Origin of the sequence: Nocardia sp. NPDC056100, from assembly GCF_042266325.1 — a bacterium.
Taxonomy (GTDB): Bacteria; Actinomycetota; Actinomycetes; order Mycobacteriales; family Mycobacteriaceae; genus Nocardia.
The window spans coordinates 359,267-373,516 of the sequence record NZ_JBHJVY010000007.1; the positions used below are offsets into that span (position 1 = coordinate 359,267).

General features: G+C 66.1%; 16 protein-coding genes. 5 read left to right on the forward strand and 11 right to left on the reverse strand.

Translation table 11 applies throughout. The features are described 5' to 3' along the window. Positions 1–6: 6 nt before the first annotated feature. The 7 genes from ACFC0O_RS43220 to fabD are packed head-to-tail and all read right to left on the reverse strand — an operon-like array spanning position 7 to position 5,558. Complete coding sequence (locus ACFC0O_RS43220) at positions 7–1,284, reverse strand: beta-ketoacyl-[acyl-carrier-protein] synthase family protein (RefSeq protein ID WP_375968116.1); 1,278 nt, start codon at positions 1,282–1,284, stop codon at positions 7–9. Then, positions 1,281–1,670 carry a 3-hydroxyacyl-ACP dehydratase FabZ family protein gene (locus ACFC0O_RS43225; RefSeq protein ID WP_375968117.1) on the reverse strand — a complete coding sequence of 130 codons (390 nt, stop codon included), beginning with the start codon at positions 1,668–1,670 and terminating at the stop codon, positions 1,281–1,283. The genes ACFC0O_RS43220 and ACFC0O_RS43225 overlap by 4 nt, the downstream gene beginning before the upstream one ends. Next, on the reverse strand, positions 1,667–2,917 hold the full coding sequence (locus ACFC0O_RS43230; protein ID WP_375968118.1) for a beta-ketoacyl-[acyl-carrier-protein] synthase family protein: 1,251 nt from the start codon (positions 2,915–2,917) through the stop codon (positions 1,667–1,669). The genes ACFC0O_RS43225 and ACFC0O_RS43230 overlap by 4 nt, the downstream gene beginning before the upstream one ends. Continuing rightward, on the reverse strand, positions 2,914–3,360 hold the full coding sequence (locus ACFC0O_RS43235) for a hypothetical protein (RefSeq protein ID WP_375968119.1): 447 nt from the start codon (positions 3,358–3,360) through the stop codon (positions 2,914–2,916). The genes ACFC0O_RS43230 and ACFC0O_RS43235 overlap by 4 nt, the downstream gene beginning before the upstream one ends. Positions 3,361–3,367: 7 nt before the next feature. Beyond that, positions 3,368–4,147: a 3-oxoacyl-ACP reductase FabG gene (gene fabG, locus ACFC0O_RS43240; protein WP_375968120.1), complete on the reverse strand. Its 780-nt coding sequence runs from the start codon at positions 4,145–4,147 to the stop codon at positions 3,368–3,370. Between the two features lies 1 nt (position 4,148). Then, positions 4,149–4,550, reverse strand: a complete 402-nt coding sequence (locus tag ACFC0O_RS43245) for a phosphopantetheine-binding protein (protein WP_364643814.1) — start codon at positions 4,548–4,550, stop codon at positions 4,149–4,151. A 48-nt stretch (positions 4,551–4,598) separates the two neighbouring features. Beyond that, positions 4,599–5,558, reverse strand: a complete 960-nt coding sequence (gene fabD / locus ACFC0O_RS43250; protein ID WP_375968121.1) for an ACP S-malonyltransferase — start codon at positions 5,556–5,558, stop codon at positions 4,599–4,601. A 209-nt stretch (positions 5,559–5,767) separates the two neighbouring features. Between fabD and ACFC0O_RS43255 the strand changes: the two genes are divergently transcribed. Continuing rightward, the gene (locus ACFC0O_RS43255; RefSeq protein ID WP_375968122.1) at positions 5,768–6,958 is read left to right on the forward strand and encodes an FAD-dependent monooxygenase; all 1,191 of its coding nucleotides are present in this window, start codon (positions 5,768–5,770) and stop codon (positions 6,956–6,958) included. 35 nt (positions 6,959–6,993) lie between these two features. Beyond that, a complete protein-coding gene (gene ubiG, locus ACFC0O_RS43260; protein ID WP_364643823.1) occupies positions 6,994–7,698 on the forward strand; it encodes a bifunctional 2-polyprenyl-6-hydroxyphenol methylase/3-demethylubiquinol 3-O-methyltransferase UbiG in 705 nt (234 codons plus the stop codon). Positions 7,699–7,738: 40 nt separating this feature from the next. Here ubiG and ACFC0O_RS43265 read toward each other — a convergent pair whose 3' ends face one another. Genes ACFC0O_RS43265 through ACFC0O_RS43275 form a run of 3 tightly spaced genes read right to left on the reverse strand, consistent with a single transcriptional unit; the run spans position 7,739 to position 9,617 of the window. Continuing rightward, the gene (locus ACFC0O_RS43265; protein ID WP_375968123.1) at positions 7,739–8,647 is read right to left on the reverse strand and encodes an SDR family NAD(P)-dependent oxidoreductase; all 909 of its coding nucleotides are present in this window, start codon (positions 8,645–8,647) and stop codon (positions 7,739–7,741) included. Further along, a complete protein-coding gene (locus ACFC0O_RS43270; protein WP_375968124.1) occupies positions 8,644–9,159 on the reverse strand; it encodes a DUF2505 domain-containing protein in 516 nt (171 codons plus the stop codon). The genes ACFC0O_RS43265 and ACFC0O_RS43270 overlap by 4 nt, the downstream gene beginning before the upstream one ends. Then, positions 9,156–9,617, reverse strand: a complete 462-nt coding sequence (locus ACFC0O_RS43275) for an ester cyclase (protein ID WP_375968125.1) — start codon at positions 9,615–9,617, stop codon at positions 9,156–9,158. Before ACFC0O_RS43275 ends, ACFC0O_RS43270 begins: the two co-directional genes overlap by 4 nt. A gap of 135 nt (positions 9,618–9,752) precedes the next feature. Here ACFC0O_RS43275 and ACFC0O_RS43280 point away from each other — a divergent pair, with 135 nt between their 5' ends. Continuing rightward, entirely contained in the window at positions 9,753–10,232 is a 480-nt protein-coding gene (locus ACFC0O_RS43280) for a hypothetical protein (protein ID WP_375968126.1), read from the forward strand. Positions 10,233–10,242: 10 nt separating this feature from the next. Here ACFC0O_RS43280 and ACFC0O_RS43285 read toward each other — a convergent pair whose 3' ends face one another. Next, positions 10,243–10,884: a TetR/AcrR family transcriptional regulator gene (locus tag ACFC0O_RS43285; RefSeq protein ID WP_375968127.1), complete on the reverse strand. Its 642-nt coding sequence runs from the start codon at positions 10,882–10,884 to the stop codon at positions 10,243–10,245. Between the two features lie 149 nt (positions 10,885–11,033). Between ACFC0O_RS43285 and ACFC0O_RS43290 the strand changes: the two genes are divergently transcribed. Both ACFC0O_RS43290 and ACFC0O_RS43295 read left to right on the forward strand, forming a co-directional pair. Continuing rightward, positions 11,034–13,217 (forward strand): MMPL family transporter, encoded by a 2,184-nt coding sequence (locus ACFC0O_RS43290; RefSeq protein ID WP_375968128.1) that lies wholly within the window; start codon positions 11,034–11,036, stop codon positions 13,215–13,217. Positions 13,218–13,396: 179 nt separating this feature from the next. Beyond that, positions 13,397–14,167 (forward strand): BTAD domain-containing putative transcriptional regulator, encoded by a 771-nt coding sequence (locus tag ACFC0O_RS43295; RefSeq protein WP_375968129.1) that lies wholly within the window; start codon positions 13,397–13,399, stop codon positions 14,165–14,167. Positions 14,168–14,250: the final 83 nt, after the last annotated feature.

Below are 14,250 nucleotides of genomic sequence, written 5' to 3' on the forward strand. Positions count from 1 at the left end.
CCGGGTCTACGAGATGGGGCGCAGCGCGAGCGCCACCTGCTGACCGGCCAGCCCGCGGGCCAGCGCCAGCGCGCCGGTGAGCGTGGCGGCCGGGCGCGCGGATTTGGGCACCCAGTCCAGATCGCAGTCCGGATCCGGGGTTTCCAGGTGCAGCGTCGGCGGCACGATCGCGTGATGCAGGGTGAGCGCGGCCACGGCGATATTGAGCGCACCGGCCGCGCCGACCAGATGCCCGGTCTGCGGTTTCACGCTGCTGGCCAGCACGGTGTCGGCGGTGGACCCCAATGCCGTTCGGATGCCCCGGGTTTCGGTGACATCGCCGAGCCGGGTGGCGCAGCCGTGCGCGGCGATGTACCCGACCTGATCGACCGGCATGACGGCATCGTCGAGCGCCCGGGTGATGGCCGCGGCCAGCGCTCGCCCGTGCGGTTCGGGGGTGAGCGCCTGCCGGTCGTTGGTCAGGCCCGAACCCGCGATCTCGGCGTAGCAGCGCGCCCCCCGTGCGAGTGCGGCGTCCCGGCGTTCCAGGATGAGGAAGGCCGCGCCGTCGCCGAGCACCGAACCGGAACGATCCCGGTCGAAGGGCCGGAAAGCCGAGGGACCGAGATCATTTCGATCCGACAGCACCCCGATGGTGTCCATATGCGACATCGGCCACCACGAGGTCGGATCATCGAATCCGCCCGCGACCGCGATATCGGCCTCACCGCGCCGCAGTGCCCGCGCGGCCCGGGCGACGGCATTGGCCCCCGCTTCCGCGGTGCCGTGGAAATAGGCGTTCGGCCCACGGACCCCGAACATCTGGGACAGGAAGAACAGCACGGCGGGCTGCAAACCCTCGACGTAGAACAGCGGCGGGAACACCGAGGAGGCGACCTCGCCGAGTTTGCGGAAGTCGGCCCGGCCGTCCGCACCGCGCACCGCCAGCGCGCCCTCGACCACGCCTTCGGGGCGGCACAGTTCCTTGTTGCCGCCCGCGAAAACCCCGGTGCGCGCCGGATCCAGCTCGGCCACTTCGAGTCCCGCGTCTCGTAGCGCGAGCAACGCTGCCGCAGCGGCGATTTCATCGACCGGCGCCATGAAGCGGCGAGCCTTGCGCTCCAGGTAAGTACGAACATCGAAGTCCCGCAACTGCGCGGCCTGGCGCGTGTGCAGTGATGCGGGGTCATAGGTCGCGATCGGCCCGATCCCGGTGCGGCCCTCGATGAGTCCCTGCCAGGTCGGTTCCTGGCCCTCGCCCAGGGCGGTGATCAGTCCGATACCGGTGACGACTACCCCGTTCATACCGGCACCACCGCCTCGACCGGGCTCAGGCGCAGTGACCGGCAGGTGGCGACCACCCGATCACCGACCTTGGCCTGCACCTTGAACGTGCCGGGCGCGGCGGTCAGCGTCGCCTCGATGATGACGCGATCGCCCGGCTGCACGAAGTGCCGGAAGCGCACCACCCCGGCCTCGCTCGCCTGCCAGGCCGGACCGGGTTCGCCGACAACGTATTTCGCGGTTTCGATCATGCTGTCCAGCAGCAGCACCCCCGGCAGCACCGGGAAGCGCGGAAAGTGGCTGTCGAAAATGGCCAGGGTGGCCGGGATATTGCGGACCGTCACCGCGCGCTGTCCGGGTTCGACGAGCAGCACCCCGTCCAGGATCGGTTCCCATGCCGGGTTCATTCGTGCTCCTGTGGCTTGGCGACGACCAGGCAGGTGTTGGTGCCGCCGAATGCGAAGGCGTTCACCAGCACCGCACCGACCTCGCGATGGGCGGCGATATTGGGCACGTAGTCCAGATCGAGCTTGGGATCGGGCCGATCGAGGTTGATGGTCGGCGGCACGATCGAGGTGCGCAGCGCGCCGACCGCGGCCAGCACATTGAGCGAGGCCGCCGCCGAAGTCAGGTGCCCGGTCATGGATTTCGGCGAACTGACCGCCAACCGCGCGGCACTGTCCCCGAATACGGATTTGATGGCGATGGTTTCGGAGAGATCGTTACCGGGTGTCCCGGTCCCGTGCGCGACCACGTAATCGATATCGGCGGGCGCGATTCCGGCATCGTCGAGCGCGCCGGTCATGGCGCTGATCGCACCGCCGCCGTCCGGTGGCGAATCGGTGATGCGGTACGCGTTCAAGGTCGAGGCGTAGCCGCGCAATTCGGCCAGGATGGTCGCGCCGCGATCCTGCGCGGCCTCCCACTCCTCGAGCACCACCATGACCGCGCCCTCACCGATCACGAATCCCGAGCGATCGGCTTCGAAAGGGCGGGAAGCTTTTTCGGGCCGATCGTTGTAGTCGACGGTGAGTGCGCCCAGCAATCCGAAGCCGAGCACATCCATCCAGCTGGTCAGCGTGTCGGTGCCGCCCGCGACCATGGCGAGGGCGTCACCGTCCTGAATGGCCCGGAACGCCTCACCGATGGCGTGTCCCGATCCCGCGCAGGCGGTGCTGACGCTGATCATCGGCCCGGCCGCATCGGCCGCGACCGCGAGCGCGGACAGGGTGATATTGGCATTGCGGTACAGCACATCTCGCGGCGCGTGCCGATAGATCTCGGTGGCCCCGGTCTGATCGCGCAGGTAGGCGACATCCACGACGGTCTGCAATTCCGGGCGGCCGACACTGGCTCCCACCGCTATGCCGATCCGTTCGGGCGCATAGGTGCCCGGGCCGATCCCGGCCTGCGCCAGGGCCTCGCGGGTGGCGGCGATGCCGTACCGTCCCGCGTCGGGCAGTCGCCGATCCCGCAGGTCCGTACAGCGAAAGTCCTTGACCTGTCCGCCGATTCGCGCCGGATAGGTGGACGCGTCGAAGGTGGTGAGCGGGCCGACGCCGCTGCGCCCGGCGGCCAGACCCGCCCAGGTCTCGACGGCGGTATTGCCCAGCGGTGTCACCGCGCCGATACCGGTGATCGCGACCCGCCTCACAGCGCACCCCCGAGCAGCTGTTCCCCGTGCAGGCGAACCCGTTCGGGGTCATCGAGTTTGCCGGTGTCGATGAGCACGCACATCACCCCGGTCGCGGTCAGCACCCGCCGCTCACCGACGGTGACGGTGCCGTCCAGCACGGCGACCTCATCGGAATTCGAGATCACCGTGCCGTCGATGGTGAGCACATCGCCGCTGTACACCTCGGATTCGAATTCGACGTGTTCGATGGACAGCAGTGCCGCTCGCCGGGCGTAATCGCTGCTGAGCATGACCAGCCAGGTCCCCGCCTGGCAGAGCGCCTCCAGCACAAGGGGTTTCGGCATGACCGGGCCGTCCGGTCCCACGCGCCAGAATTCCTCGGCCGCCGAGGTGAGTTTGCGCGCCCGGATCTCGGTGTGCGGTGTCCAGGATTCGATGCGGTCTACCAGGTGGAATCGCATACAGTCCTCACAGCTTGGGGCGGCCGAGGCCGAGCGCGGCGCCCGCGCCGCCGTCGACTCGCACCAGCGAACCGGTCATATACGCCGCACCCGGTCCGGCCAGGAAGGCAACCACCTCGGCCACCTGTTCCGGACTCGCGAACTCGCGCACGGGAATCTGCTGTTTGATCGAGCGCCCGCCGTCCTTGGCCAGCAGCCCGCCGACCAGTTCGGTCGGGGTGAAACCCGGCAGGGCCGCGTTCACCCGGACGCCGAACCGCGCGAGTTCCAGTGCGCTGCACCGGGTGAACGCGTTGATGGCGGCCTTGGAGGCGGCATAGTTGGATTCGCCGATCCAGCCCGCCTCCCCCATCACCGAGGAGACATTCACGATCGCGCCCGCGCGCTGACCCATGAAATGCGCCATGGCGGCCTTGGTGCAGTTGAAGGTGCCGCCGAAATTGGTGCGCATGACCTCGACCCAATCCGCTTCCGCGAGATTGAAAATCAGTCCGTCCCTGGCGATTCCGGCATTGTTCACCAGAATGTCGAGCCCGCCGAGTTCGGTGACGGTGCGCTCGACCAGGGTCTGCGCCTGCTCCGGCTCGGCGACATCCGCGCCCAGGGCGATGGCTTTCCCACCGCGCGCGTCGATTTCGCGCACCACATCCTCGGCCTGGGCGCTCCCGGAGCGATAGTTCACCGCGACCCGGGCACCGGCGGCGGCCAGGCGCAATGCCACCGCCCGCCCGATCCCCCGCGACCCACCGGTGACGAGCGCGACCTGACCGTCGAGTTCGGCAGCCATATCAGGCCGCATTCTCGGCGGCCTTGGCCTTGCCGATCACAATGTCGACCAGGTTCTGCACGGTCAGCAGCGACATGATCCGCTCGGCGGGCAGCTTGCCGGCCAGCGCCTCGACATCGATCTGCGGCATCACCTTGGCCAGTTGGGCCAGGCCGGCCGCGGTGACGATCTCGTTCTCATCGCCGAATTCCTCATCCGGGATACCGCCCTGGATGGCGTCACCGATATCGGAGGCCTGCACCTTGATGCCACTCTTGCGCTCGACGCGGAACAGAATGTCGAGCAGGTCGATGGACTCGGCGCCGAGCTCATCGATGAGGGTCGACTCCAGGGTTACCTCGCTGTCGTCGAGCCCGAGGGCGGCGGCAACGGCTTCGATAACGGTGGAATTGATTTCGGACATGAGGGACTCCTCGTGAAGTGGTGAAACTGTTATTCGTGAAGCGGTGGTTCAGGAGGCGATCGCGCGAGCGTTCTCCAGCGCCGCGAGCACCGCGGCGAGGTTCTTGGGATTGCCGGTGCCGAGCGTTTGGGCTTCGGGCGCAATGCGTTTGGCGAAACCGGTGAGCGCGCGGCCCGGGCCGATCTCCACCAGCGTGGTGCTGCCGCCGTTGAGCGCGGCGCGAACCGTGCCGACCCACTGCACACTGCCGCTGAGCTGGCGGCGCAAGAGGATTCGCGCCTCCGCGCCCGAGCGCAGCGGTGCGGCGGTGACCGAACTGATGACCGTCATACGGGGATCGGCGAAGGGTTGGCGATCCAGCTCGGCCCCGAAATCGGCGGCGATGGCGTCCATCAGCGAACAGTGAAAGGGCGCACCGACTTTGAGCCGGACACATTTCTCGGCCCCGGCGGCCAGCGCGGCGGTCTCGACCTCGGCGATGGCGGTCGCGGTACCGGAGATCACGGTCTGTTCGGGCTCGTTGTAGTTCGCGACCTCCGCGCCCGGGGCCTGTTCGCACAGTTCCTCGACCCGCTCGGCCGACAACCCGATGATCGCCAGCATGGCTCCCGGCACGCTCTCCCCGACCTGCGCCATGAGTTCGCCACGGCGCGCGACCAGCAGTAGTGCCTGCTCATAGGTCAGCACCCCCGCCGCGGCCAGCGCCGCGAACTCGCCGAGGCTGTGCCCGGCCACCGCCGCGGGCTCGAAGCCCCTGGCGCGCAGTACATCCCAGATGGCCAGGCTGGTGGCGACCACGGCGGGCTGGGTGATATCGGTGCGCTGCAACTCCTCCTCGCTGCCGGTACTGCACAGCTGCGAGATCGGCTGCCCCAGTACGGCATCCGCCGTCGCGAAGACGGCGGCCGCCTCATGATGATCCGCGCACAGGGCCGTCGCCATCCCCGGCCGCTGCGATCCCTGACCTGGGAACATGCCCAGAATCGGGCCCTCGAGCTCAATACCCATCGCTCGTGATCTCCTCTCCAGAGCGCCTGGAACTGAGCATGCCGGGCAGTACTGTGCCGCCCACTGGATCGCGTGCCGGGCGGTCCACTTGCAGTTCACTGGGCGGACCACTGACCGTGACCGAATTCAAGACAACCTCGAGATGCCCGGCCAGCTGCGGTGGCCAGGCTGGCACCCGACATCGCACTACACATTGCCGGGAGGCGCAGATGGTAGGGACACAGGCCCGCCGAGTCCTGATCGCCGGGGGCGGGATCGGCGGTCTGGCCGCCGCACTGGCGTTGCAGCACAGGGGATTCGATCCGATCGTGTTCGAACGCTCCGAAACGCTGCGGGACGGCGGGGCCGGATTGCATATCTGGACCAATGGCACCCTGATCCTCGACCAGCTGGGCGTCGCCGACGAGGTGCTGAAAATCGCTCCGGCACAGGAGATCTGCCGATTCGCATCGTCACGTGGCGAAGTGTTCGGGGCCTGGGACGTCGGATCGTTCACCGCGAAGTACGGGCGGCCGACCATCGCCGTGGAGCGATCGGTCCTGCACCGAGCCTTGCGAGAGGCGCTGAGCGGCAATGTTGTTCGAACCGGTGCGGAGGTGGTGTCGTTCGAGCAGAACGATACCGGCGTGACCGTGCGCCTCGCGGACGGCAGCACCGACACCGGCGATGTGCTCATCGGCGCGGACGGCATCAACAGCGCGGTCCGCATCGGGCTGCACGGTGCCGAAAAGCCGCGCTACAACGGCTATATCGCCTGGCGCGGCAAAGCGGCGCTCACCCACGACCTGATTCCCCCGGGCACCTTCCACGCGCTCTTCGGGCCAGGCACCCGCTTCACCTACTACGACGTCGCGCCCGGCGTCATGCACTGGATGAGCGTGGCCAATGGTCCGGCGGGCGGGGCGAACGAACCGGATATGAAGGCGCTGCTCGCCGAACGCCATCGCGGCTGGGTCGACCCCGTGAGCGAAATCCTCGCCGCCACACCGGAGTCGGACATCATTCGCAGTGATGTCTACGACCGGCGGCCCAGTAAGAAGCGCTGGGGACGGGACCGGGTGACCCTGCTCGGCGATGCCGCGCACCCGATCACCTTCAATATCGGGCAGGGGGCGTGCCAGGCCCTCGAGGACGCCATGATCCTGGCCGATGAGCTCGCCGCCACCCCCGATGTGCCATCGGCCCTGCGGCTCTACGAACAGCAGCGCATCCCGCGCACCGCCGCAATGCAGCGCACCGCCTGGCTCATAGGGCAGATGGGCGCGGTGGAGAATCCGGCCCTCATCCAACTGCGCCAGCTCGTCATGCGCCTGGCCTGGCCGAAATTCGCGTTCACCGCCGCCGAACGCGACCAGATCTCCTATGCCGCACGGTGGGCCACCGTGCCGACCGCCCCGTGACCGCGAACCACCCTGTGAATTCGGAAGGAAACCCCATGACCGAGCCGGCCACCGATCCCTATTTCTTCGGCGCCTTCGCCGACAAATGGTGGAGCGAAGACTCGAATATGAAGAACCTGGCCTCTTTTCAGGGCCCGCGGTTCGCGTACTTCGACAAGTTCGTCGACAGCTGGACCGGTAAGAAGGTCCTGGACGTGGGCTGCGCGGGCGGGTTCACCACCGAATTCCTCAGTGCGCGTGGCGCTCTGGTGAGCGGGATCGACCCCTCCCCCAATCTCATCGCCGTCGCGCGGGCGCACGCCGAGGAGACCGGCAAGACCATCGATTATCAGGTCGGCGTCGGTGAGCACCTACCGTACGCGGACGGGGCGTTCGACATCGTCACCTGCGTGGATGTGCTCGAGCATGTGACCGATCCGGCGCAGACCGTGCGCGAGATCGCGCGCGTGCTGGCTCCCGGCGGAATCTTTTTGTACGACACCATCAATCGGACGCCGGTCTCGTACTTCATGATGATCGTGATGCCGGAGTACGTGATGAAGATCGTCCCCAAGGGCGCGCACGCGTACAAGGACTTCATCAAGCCGAGCGAGATGCGCGGCTACCTGTCCGGCGCGGGCCTCACCCAGCTGGACAAGATGCGCGGGCTCACCATTCTGGGCCAGCGCAAGGACGGCAGCCTGATGACCTGGCAGGGCCTGGACAGCACCTCGACGTATATGAACGTCGCCAAGAAGTAGAAACGCGTGGGGACGTCCCGTACGGGACGTCCCCACGACTTCAGGCTTTCTGTACCAGCGACTCCGAGACCTCCCACAGTTCGCGGGCCTTCTCGGTGTCATGCGATTCGGGTGCGCTGGGCACCTTGTCGCGCCCGGTGAAGTAGCTGCCGGTGACCTCCGCCATTTCGGGGGCGGTGGCCAGCCAGGCCAGATCGTCCGCGGACTGCGAGAGCGGACGGGCGACCGGCATCATCAGCCGGATGATCGGGGTCATCAGCTGGAAGCCCCGGCGCATCAGCATCGGATAGTTCCGGGACAGCCGGGTTTCCGGCATCAACCCCGGATCGAAGGCATTGGCGGTGATACCGCGATCCGCCACCCGCCGCGCCAGCTCATAGGTGAAGTAGACATTGGCCAGCTTGGAGGTCGAATAGCGCACCCGGCCACCGCGATTCGACGCGGTCCGCCGCTGCACCTCGACGTCGGCGAGCTCACCGGGCGTGGTCCACTCGGGCGCGGGGAAGCCGCCCGATTTCGCCGGACCCTGATGCACGTCACTGGACACCACCAGGATGCGAGCGCCCGATGCCAGCGTCCCGATCACCTCGTCGATGAGCTGGAAATGCCCGAGATGGTTCGACGCGAACGTCATCTCATACCCGTCGGCGGATTCCTGCACTCCGTCCACGATCTGCAATCCGGCATTGCAGATGATCGCCGCGGGCGGCACCGCCAGAGATTTCAGCTGCCGCGCCGCATGCCGCACCGAGTCGATCGAGGCCAGATCGATGATCACGATCTCCACCTCGGCCGTGGGCACGGCGGTCAGGATCTGCTGCTTCGCCGCCGCCGCGCGACCCTCGTCCCGGCAGCCGAGAATGACCGGGATCCCCTTGCCCGCAAGGATTGTCGCGGTCGCCAGACCCAGTCCCGAACTCGCCCCGGTGATGACGATCGGCGCGCTCATGCCTTGTCCTGCCGCTCGCGGGTCAACCAGGTCTCGGTGTACTCGGCGATCTGGGTCACCTCATTGCCCACATCGGTGGCGATATTGCCCTCGATCGCCTTGCCCAGCACCGGAACCCGCACATCCACCGTGCCGTCGAAATCCAGCGTCGATCGCGCACCGGCGTCCTTGAGCACGAATTTCGCGGCCAGCGTGATGGGCATACCGGCGATATCGGCCACCATCTCCGCATGCGCGATGCCATCGGCGAGCGGTCCCCAGGACTCGGTCACCTCCAGCCGCACCGAATCCGGAATCAGCTTGGCGACCTGCGCGGGCATCCGCCCGACCGGCGCGGGCTTGGACACCACGATTTTGGTGGTGTCGCCGGTCACCTCGAAGGACACCAATTCCGCTCCCGCGCCGTCCAATTCGGCGACCCGGTCCACCCAGTACTGCCGGGTGGTGACCGCGCGATGCACCTCGGCCGCCGACTGCGCGTACTCCTCGACGCGACTCACCTTGCGTGTCATAGCGTTCCACCTGTCCGCGGAGTCGAGCTCTTGGACGAGCTCCATTTGAATTTCAGGCCGAGCGCGCGGCGCATATTCTCGTCGAAGCCGATGGACCAGCGCTCGGTGATCAATCCGGCGTCGACCCGGAACACGACCAGCGCGTTGAAGCTGACCTGCTGCCCGGTCGCCGGAATATTGAGGACCTCCCCCAAATGTGTTCCGGACCAAGTGTTATGGCACGCGACGAGGCCATTATGCGCGCTCATCTCATGGGTCTGCACGGTGAGATCGGGCAGTACCGTCCGCATCAGGCCGATCGAGGCGTGCGCACCCTCCGGCCCGCGTTCGGGCGCACCCGGGAACGCCTGGTGGTCAACGTATTTCGGGGAGTAGATCTCATACGCGACATCGAGTTTGCCCTGGCTGGCCATCTCGTCGAATACGCGGCGTATCAGCGCCTTGTCCGCCTCTGACATCAAGATCTCCTGACTGCGGTTCATCGGTTTCCTGCGCCCGAGGATCACACCGCGGCATTGGACGAAACCTTGAACTCACCTTGACTCGAGTGGACCTCGAGGCGGCGCACCAGTAACCGCGGCAATTGTTTTCGCATGCGAAGCATCACCACCACAGTTCTCGCCGCCGCACTGCTGGCGACCCCGGCACTGCTCGCGCCGAGCGCCCAGGCCGAGCCCGACCGCACGGTCCACGTCTTCGAGAAGATGACCTCGTTGGAGATCAACGGGATGACCGGCACGTACTCCTACACCATCCACGACACCCCGGATGGACCGGTCATCGGGCAGACCACCGGATACTGCACCGTCTTCTTCCAGGATCCGGGCACCAAGGAGATGTACTCGTACTGCGATGACACCATGAGCTTCCACGGCGGCACGCTGCACTCCTTCGGCGTGATCAATATGACCACCGCCTACGCGGGTGTGCCGATCACGCTGGGCGTGAACGGCACCGGCGGAGAGTTCGGGAATCGGCTCGGCACCCGCTACTGGGTGGCCAAGTCCGAACCGAGCGCGGATTCGCGCTCGCAGATATTCACCGCGACGTCGGATTTCACCTTCATGTCCTGAGGTCCGAACCTCAGCACAGTTGCGCGTCGAACAGCGGCGCCAATGAGGCGAGCATGAACTTCTCGCCCTGCCGCGCACCGCCGGCCACCCGGCCGCTCATCGTCAAGGAGACGAAACCGTGCAGATACGCCCACATGGTGTGCACGGCCGCGGCCGGATCGCGCAGGCGTTTGCCCTGATCGGTGGCAATGGATTGCAGCACCGCGTGGAACACGGTGAACCCGCGCTCCACCTCCGGCGGCATCTCCGCCCCGTCGAACGAGACCCCGGCCTGTCCGTTCATGGCCTGATACAGCTCGGGCGCGGCGAACGCGAAATTCCAGAACGCCGAGCCCACCGCGGTGAGGCGGCGTTCGACGGGTTCGCTCATGGTCGCCTCGATGCGGTCCGCGATATCCCGGAAGCCGACGCACATCACCTCCGAGACCAGCGCGTCCTTACCGGAGAAGTACTGGTAGATGACCGGCGAGGTGTATTCGATGCGGTCGGCGATGCGCCGGATGGTGACCGCCTGCCAACCCTGCTCGGCCGCGATGCTGCGGGCCGTGTCGAGCAACAGGTTTCGCATGTACTCGCGCTCGCGTTCGCGTCGCCGTCCGCTGGGGCTGCTCGCAGGGGCCTTGACCTCTCGCTCCACGGATCCTCCTTTCATTGACAACAGCATACTGACAACGGTTGACTGTCTATCAGTGATAGATGTTCAATAGTCGATAGCTCAGCTACTACTGATCGAACGACAGGAAGCGCACCATGTTCACTCGGTTAGGTCTCTTCATCGTTCGGCGAACGAGGTTGGTCCTGGTGCTTTCCGGGATCATCGCCGTGGCCGCAATGGCACTGGCCAGCACCGCGTTCTCGAAACTGGAGACCGGCGGATTCGCCCCCGACAACGCGGAATCGACGCACGCCCAACAGCTCATCGATCAGCACCTGGACGGCAATCCGAACCTGCTGCTGTTGATCGAGGCCAAATCCGGCAAGGTCGACGATCCCGCCGTCGCGGCCGCCGCCGACCGGGTCACGACCGCGCTGAAGCAGCGCTCCGAAGTGCGAAACATAGTGTCCTACTGGACAACCGGCACTCCGGCGCTCAAATCACAGGACGGCCGCTACGGACTGATCTCCGCCTTCGTCAGCGGTGACGAGACCGCCAGCGCCAAAACCGTTGCCGCCGTGGTGAAGGACGACCTCGGCAAGGCGGGCGATGCGGTGACGGTGCGGGCCGCCGGTGCGCTCGCGGTCAACAACGACATCAACACCGCCGTGATGAAGGGCCTGGTGCTGGCCGAATCCATCGCGCTGCCACTGACTCTCATCCTATTGCTCGCCATCTTCGGCAGTGTCATGTCGGCGGTGCTGCCACTGCTCATCGCACTGCTGGCCATCGCGGGCACCTTCGCCGAACTGTCCCTGCTCGCCGAGGTGACACCGGTGAGCATCTTCGCCACCAACCTCATCACCGCCATGGCGCTCGGTCTGGCCATCGATTACGCGCTGCTGACGGTGAGCCGCTTCCGCGAAGAGCTCGCCCGCGGCACGTCCACACCGGACGCGGTGGTCCATACCGTCCGAACCGCCGGGCGCACCATCGTTTTCAGCGCGGTCACCGTCGCGGTCGCGCTCTCCGCGGTGCTGGTCTTCCAGTCCACCTTCCTGCGTTCGCTGGCACTGGCCGGTATCGGGGTCACGGTCATCGCGGCCGCGGCGGGCACGATTCTGCTGCCCGCACTGCTCGCGGTACTCGGACCGCGTATCGACGCCGGTCGAATTCCCTTCGTGCACAGCGCGAGTGCGCAGGAATCGCGGACCTGGGGCCGGCTGGCCGCGGCCGTCATGCGCCGTCCGGTCGCCACCGCCATTCCGGTGCTGGCGATCCTGCTGCTGGCCGCCGCGCCGGTGCTGCGCATCGAATTCGCCACCGTCGACGATCGCTCACTGCCCACCACCACCGACAGCCGCGTCGCACTCGATGTGCTGCGCACCCAGTTCGGCGGCGACAGCACCGCGACCATCGACGCGGTCACCACCGATCAGGTCTCGGTGGTGGCGATCGACGACTACGCCAGGAAACTCTCACTGCTGCCCGGCGTGGCCCGAGTCGACAGTCCCGCAGGGGTTTTCGTCTCCGGACAACCCGCGGGACAGGCACAGCGCCGGCTCGCCACGCCTACCGCACAGCAGGTGGTCGTGACACCGAACGCCGATATCCACCCCGAATCCGGCACCGCACAGGATCTGGTGCGAACTGTCCGGGCCACTTCCACCCCGGACGGCGCGCACTTCCTGGTCGGCGGCACCACCGCCACCCTGGTCGATACCAAACACGCCATCAGCACCCGGTTGCCGTGGGCACTGCTGCTGCTGGTCGTGACCACCTTCGTGGTGCTGTTCCTGTTCACCGGCAGCGTGATTCAGCCACTGCGGGCGCTGCTGCTGAACGCGCTCGGACTGTCCGCCACCTTCGGTGTGATGATCCTGATCTTCCAGCAGGGCCACGGCGCCGGACTGCTCGGCATCACGCCGCGACCGCTGGACATGTCGATGCCGGTGTTGTTGCTGTGCATAGCATTCGGGCTCTCGATGGACTATGAGGTATTCCTCATCAGCCGCATCAAGGAGCTGCACGACGCCGGGGCGAGCACCCGCGAGGCGGTGGTCGAGGGACTCGGGCGCACCGGCCGCATCATCTCGGCGGCGGCGGTGCTGATCGCGATCAGCTTCTTCGCCTTCGCGCTCAGTCCGGTGAGTTTCGCGAAGTTCTTCGGCATCGCCGCGGGGCTCGCGGTGGTGCTCGATGCCACCGTGATGCGCGGAATTCTGGTTCCGGTCACCTTCCGGCTGCTGGGTGAGCGGGCCTGGTACGCACCGGGACCGCTGAAGCGGCTTCACCAGCGCATCGGCGTCCGGGAATCGGATGCGGACGAGTTGCCCGCGGCACAGCCCGAAGAGTCGGCGTCCGCCCCGGCAACACTGACGGGAAGTTAACAGGTTTACCTGAAACCCAAGGTAGACAAGCTATTTCGAGCTCCCTCCCGGCGCAGCGCACAAGATCACGACCGGACACGATCGGCTATCAGTGATAGGATCGCTAACGGTTGAGATCAGCGGCGACTCGACTGCGCTGGGGGGGATCTTCAATATTGGCTTGTTATGTTGGGGGCAGTATGGAATTTCAACTTCTCGGTTCACTGGACCTATATGCGGGACGTGCTCCGATTAGCCTCGGTCCACCGAAACAACGAGCAGTGCTCCTTCCACTCCTTTTGGAGCCCAATACACCGATCGGCTTCGACACATTGGTCGAACGGGTATGGGATGAATCACCGCCTTCGGATGTTCGCAATGTCGTCTATACGTATGTCACCCGACTGCGGCGCATTCTTGAGAAAGCGAACGAAGGCTGTAATTCCGCGAATGACGTCAGAATCGTCCGCCAGAACGGCGGATATCTGCTGGATATCTCTCCGCACTGTATCGACCTGCACCGGTTTTATGCGCTGATGAGTGAGGCCCGGCAGGAGAACAACCCTCGTACCAGGGCTTTCCTGCAGAAATCAGCACTGAATCTGTGGCAGGGATGCCCTATCGCGAATATCTCCGGGAGCTGGGCGACCCGGGTCCGGGAATGGCTCGACCGGGAACGACTCGATGCCATGACCGATTGGGCCGAAACGGAAATAATGATCGGTAACTCGAGTGCGGTGATCACCGAACTCCGCCGCGAGATGGCGAATAATCCACACTCCGAGCTCGTGATAGAGAAACTCTTGCAAGCCCTCATGCAAACCGGGCGCACGGTGGAAGCGCTCGAACTGTATGGGACAGCTCGCGGTCGCATTGTGGAAATGATGGGCGCGGAACCCGGGCCGCGGCTCCGGGAAATTCATCGCACCCTGCTGGCCTCGGATAGTTTCGATCTGCGCGAAATTTCCTGAGGGCGGAACCGTGGCCATCGGAATCAAGATTCCGTCAAGTGTTCCGGCCAGTCATCGGTGACAGTCTTGGTGCGCATATTCGA

Excerpts from the sequence above, each read along its gene's own strand:
- ACFC0O_RS43285 (WP_375968127.1), bottom strand. The coding sequence starts at position 10,884 with ATGAAAGGAGGATCCGTGGAGCGAGAGGTCAAGGCCCCTGCGAGCAGC.
- ACFC0O_RS43270 (WP_375968124.1), bottom strand. The coding sequence starts at position 9,159 with ATGACACGCAAGGTGAGTCGCGTCGAGGAGTACGCGCAGTCGGCGGCC.
- fabD (WP_375968121.1), bottom strand. The coding sequence starts at position 5,558 with ATGGGTATTGAGCTCGAGGGCCCGATTCTGGGCATGTTCCCAGGTCAG.
- ACFC0O_RS43245 (WP_364643814.1), bottom strand. The coding sequence starts at position 4,550 with ATGTCCGAAATCAATTCCACCGTTATCGAAGCCGTTGCCGCCGCCCTC.
- ACFC0O_RS43280 (WP_375968126.1), top strand. The coding sequence starts at position 9,753 with ATGCGAAGCATCACCACCACAGTTCTCGCCGCCGCACTGCTGGCGACC.
- fabG (WP_375968120.1), bottom strand. The coding sequence starts at position 4,147 with ATGGCTGCCGAACTCGACGGTCAGGTCGCGCTCGTCACCGGTGGGTCG.
- ACFC0O_RS43295 (WP_375968129.1), top strand. The coding sequence starts at position 13,397 with ATGGAATTTCAACTTCTCGGTTCACTGGACCTATATGCGGGACGTGCT.
- ACFC0O_RS43235 (WP_375968119.1), bottom strand. The coding sequence starts at position 3,360 with ATGCGATTCCACCTGGTAGACCGCATCGAATCCTGGACACCGCACACC.
- ubiG (WP_364643823.1), top strand. The coding sequence starts at position 6,994 with ATGACCGAGCCGGCCACCGATCCCTATTTCTTCGGCGCCTTCGCCGAC.
- ACFC0O_RS43265 (WP_375968123.1), bottom strand. The coding sequence starts at position 8,647 with ATGAGCGCGCCGATCGTCATCACCGGGGCGAGTTCGGGACTGGGTCTG.
- ACFC0O_RS43275 (WP_375968125.1), bottom strand. The coding sequence starts at position 9,617 with ATGTCAGAGGCGGACAAGGCGCTGATACGCCGCGTATTCGACGAGATG.
- ACFC0O_RS43225 (WP_375968117.1), bottom strand. The coding sequence starts at position 1,670 with ATGAACCCGGCATGGGAACCGATCCTGGACGGGGTGCTGCTCGTCGAA.
- ACFC0O_RS43255 (WP_375968122.1), top strand. The coding sequence starts at position 5,768 with ATGGTAGGGACACAGGCCCGCCGAGTCCTGATCGCCGGGGGCGGGATC.
- ACFC0O_RS43220 (WP_375968116.1), bottom strand. The coding sequence starts at position 1,284 with ATGAACGGGGTAGTCGTCACCGGTATCGGACTGATCACCGCCCTGGGC.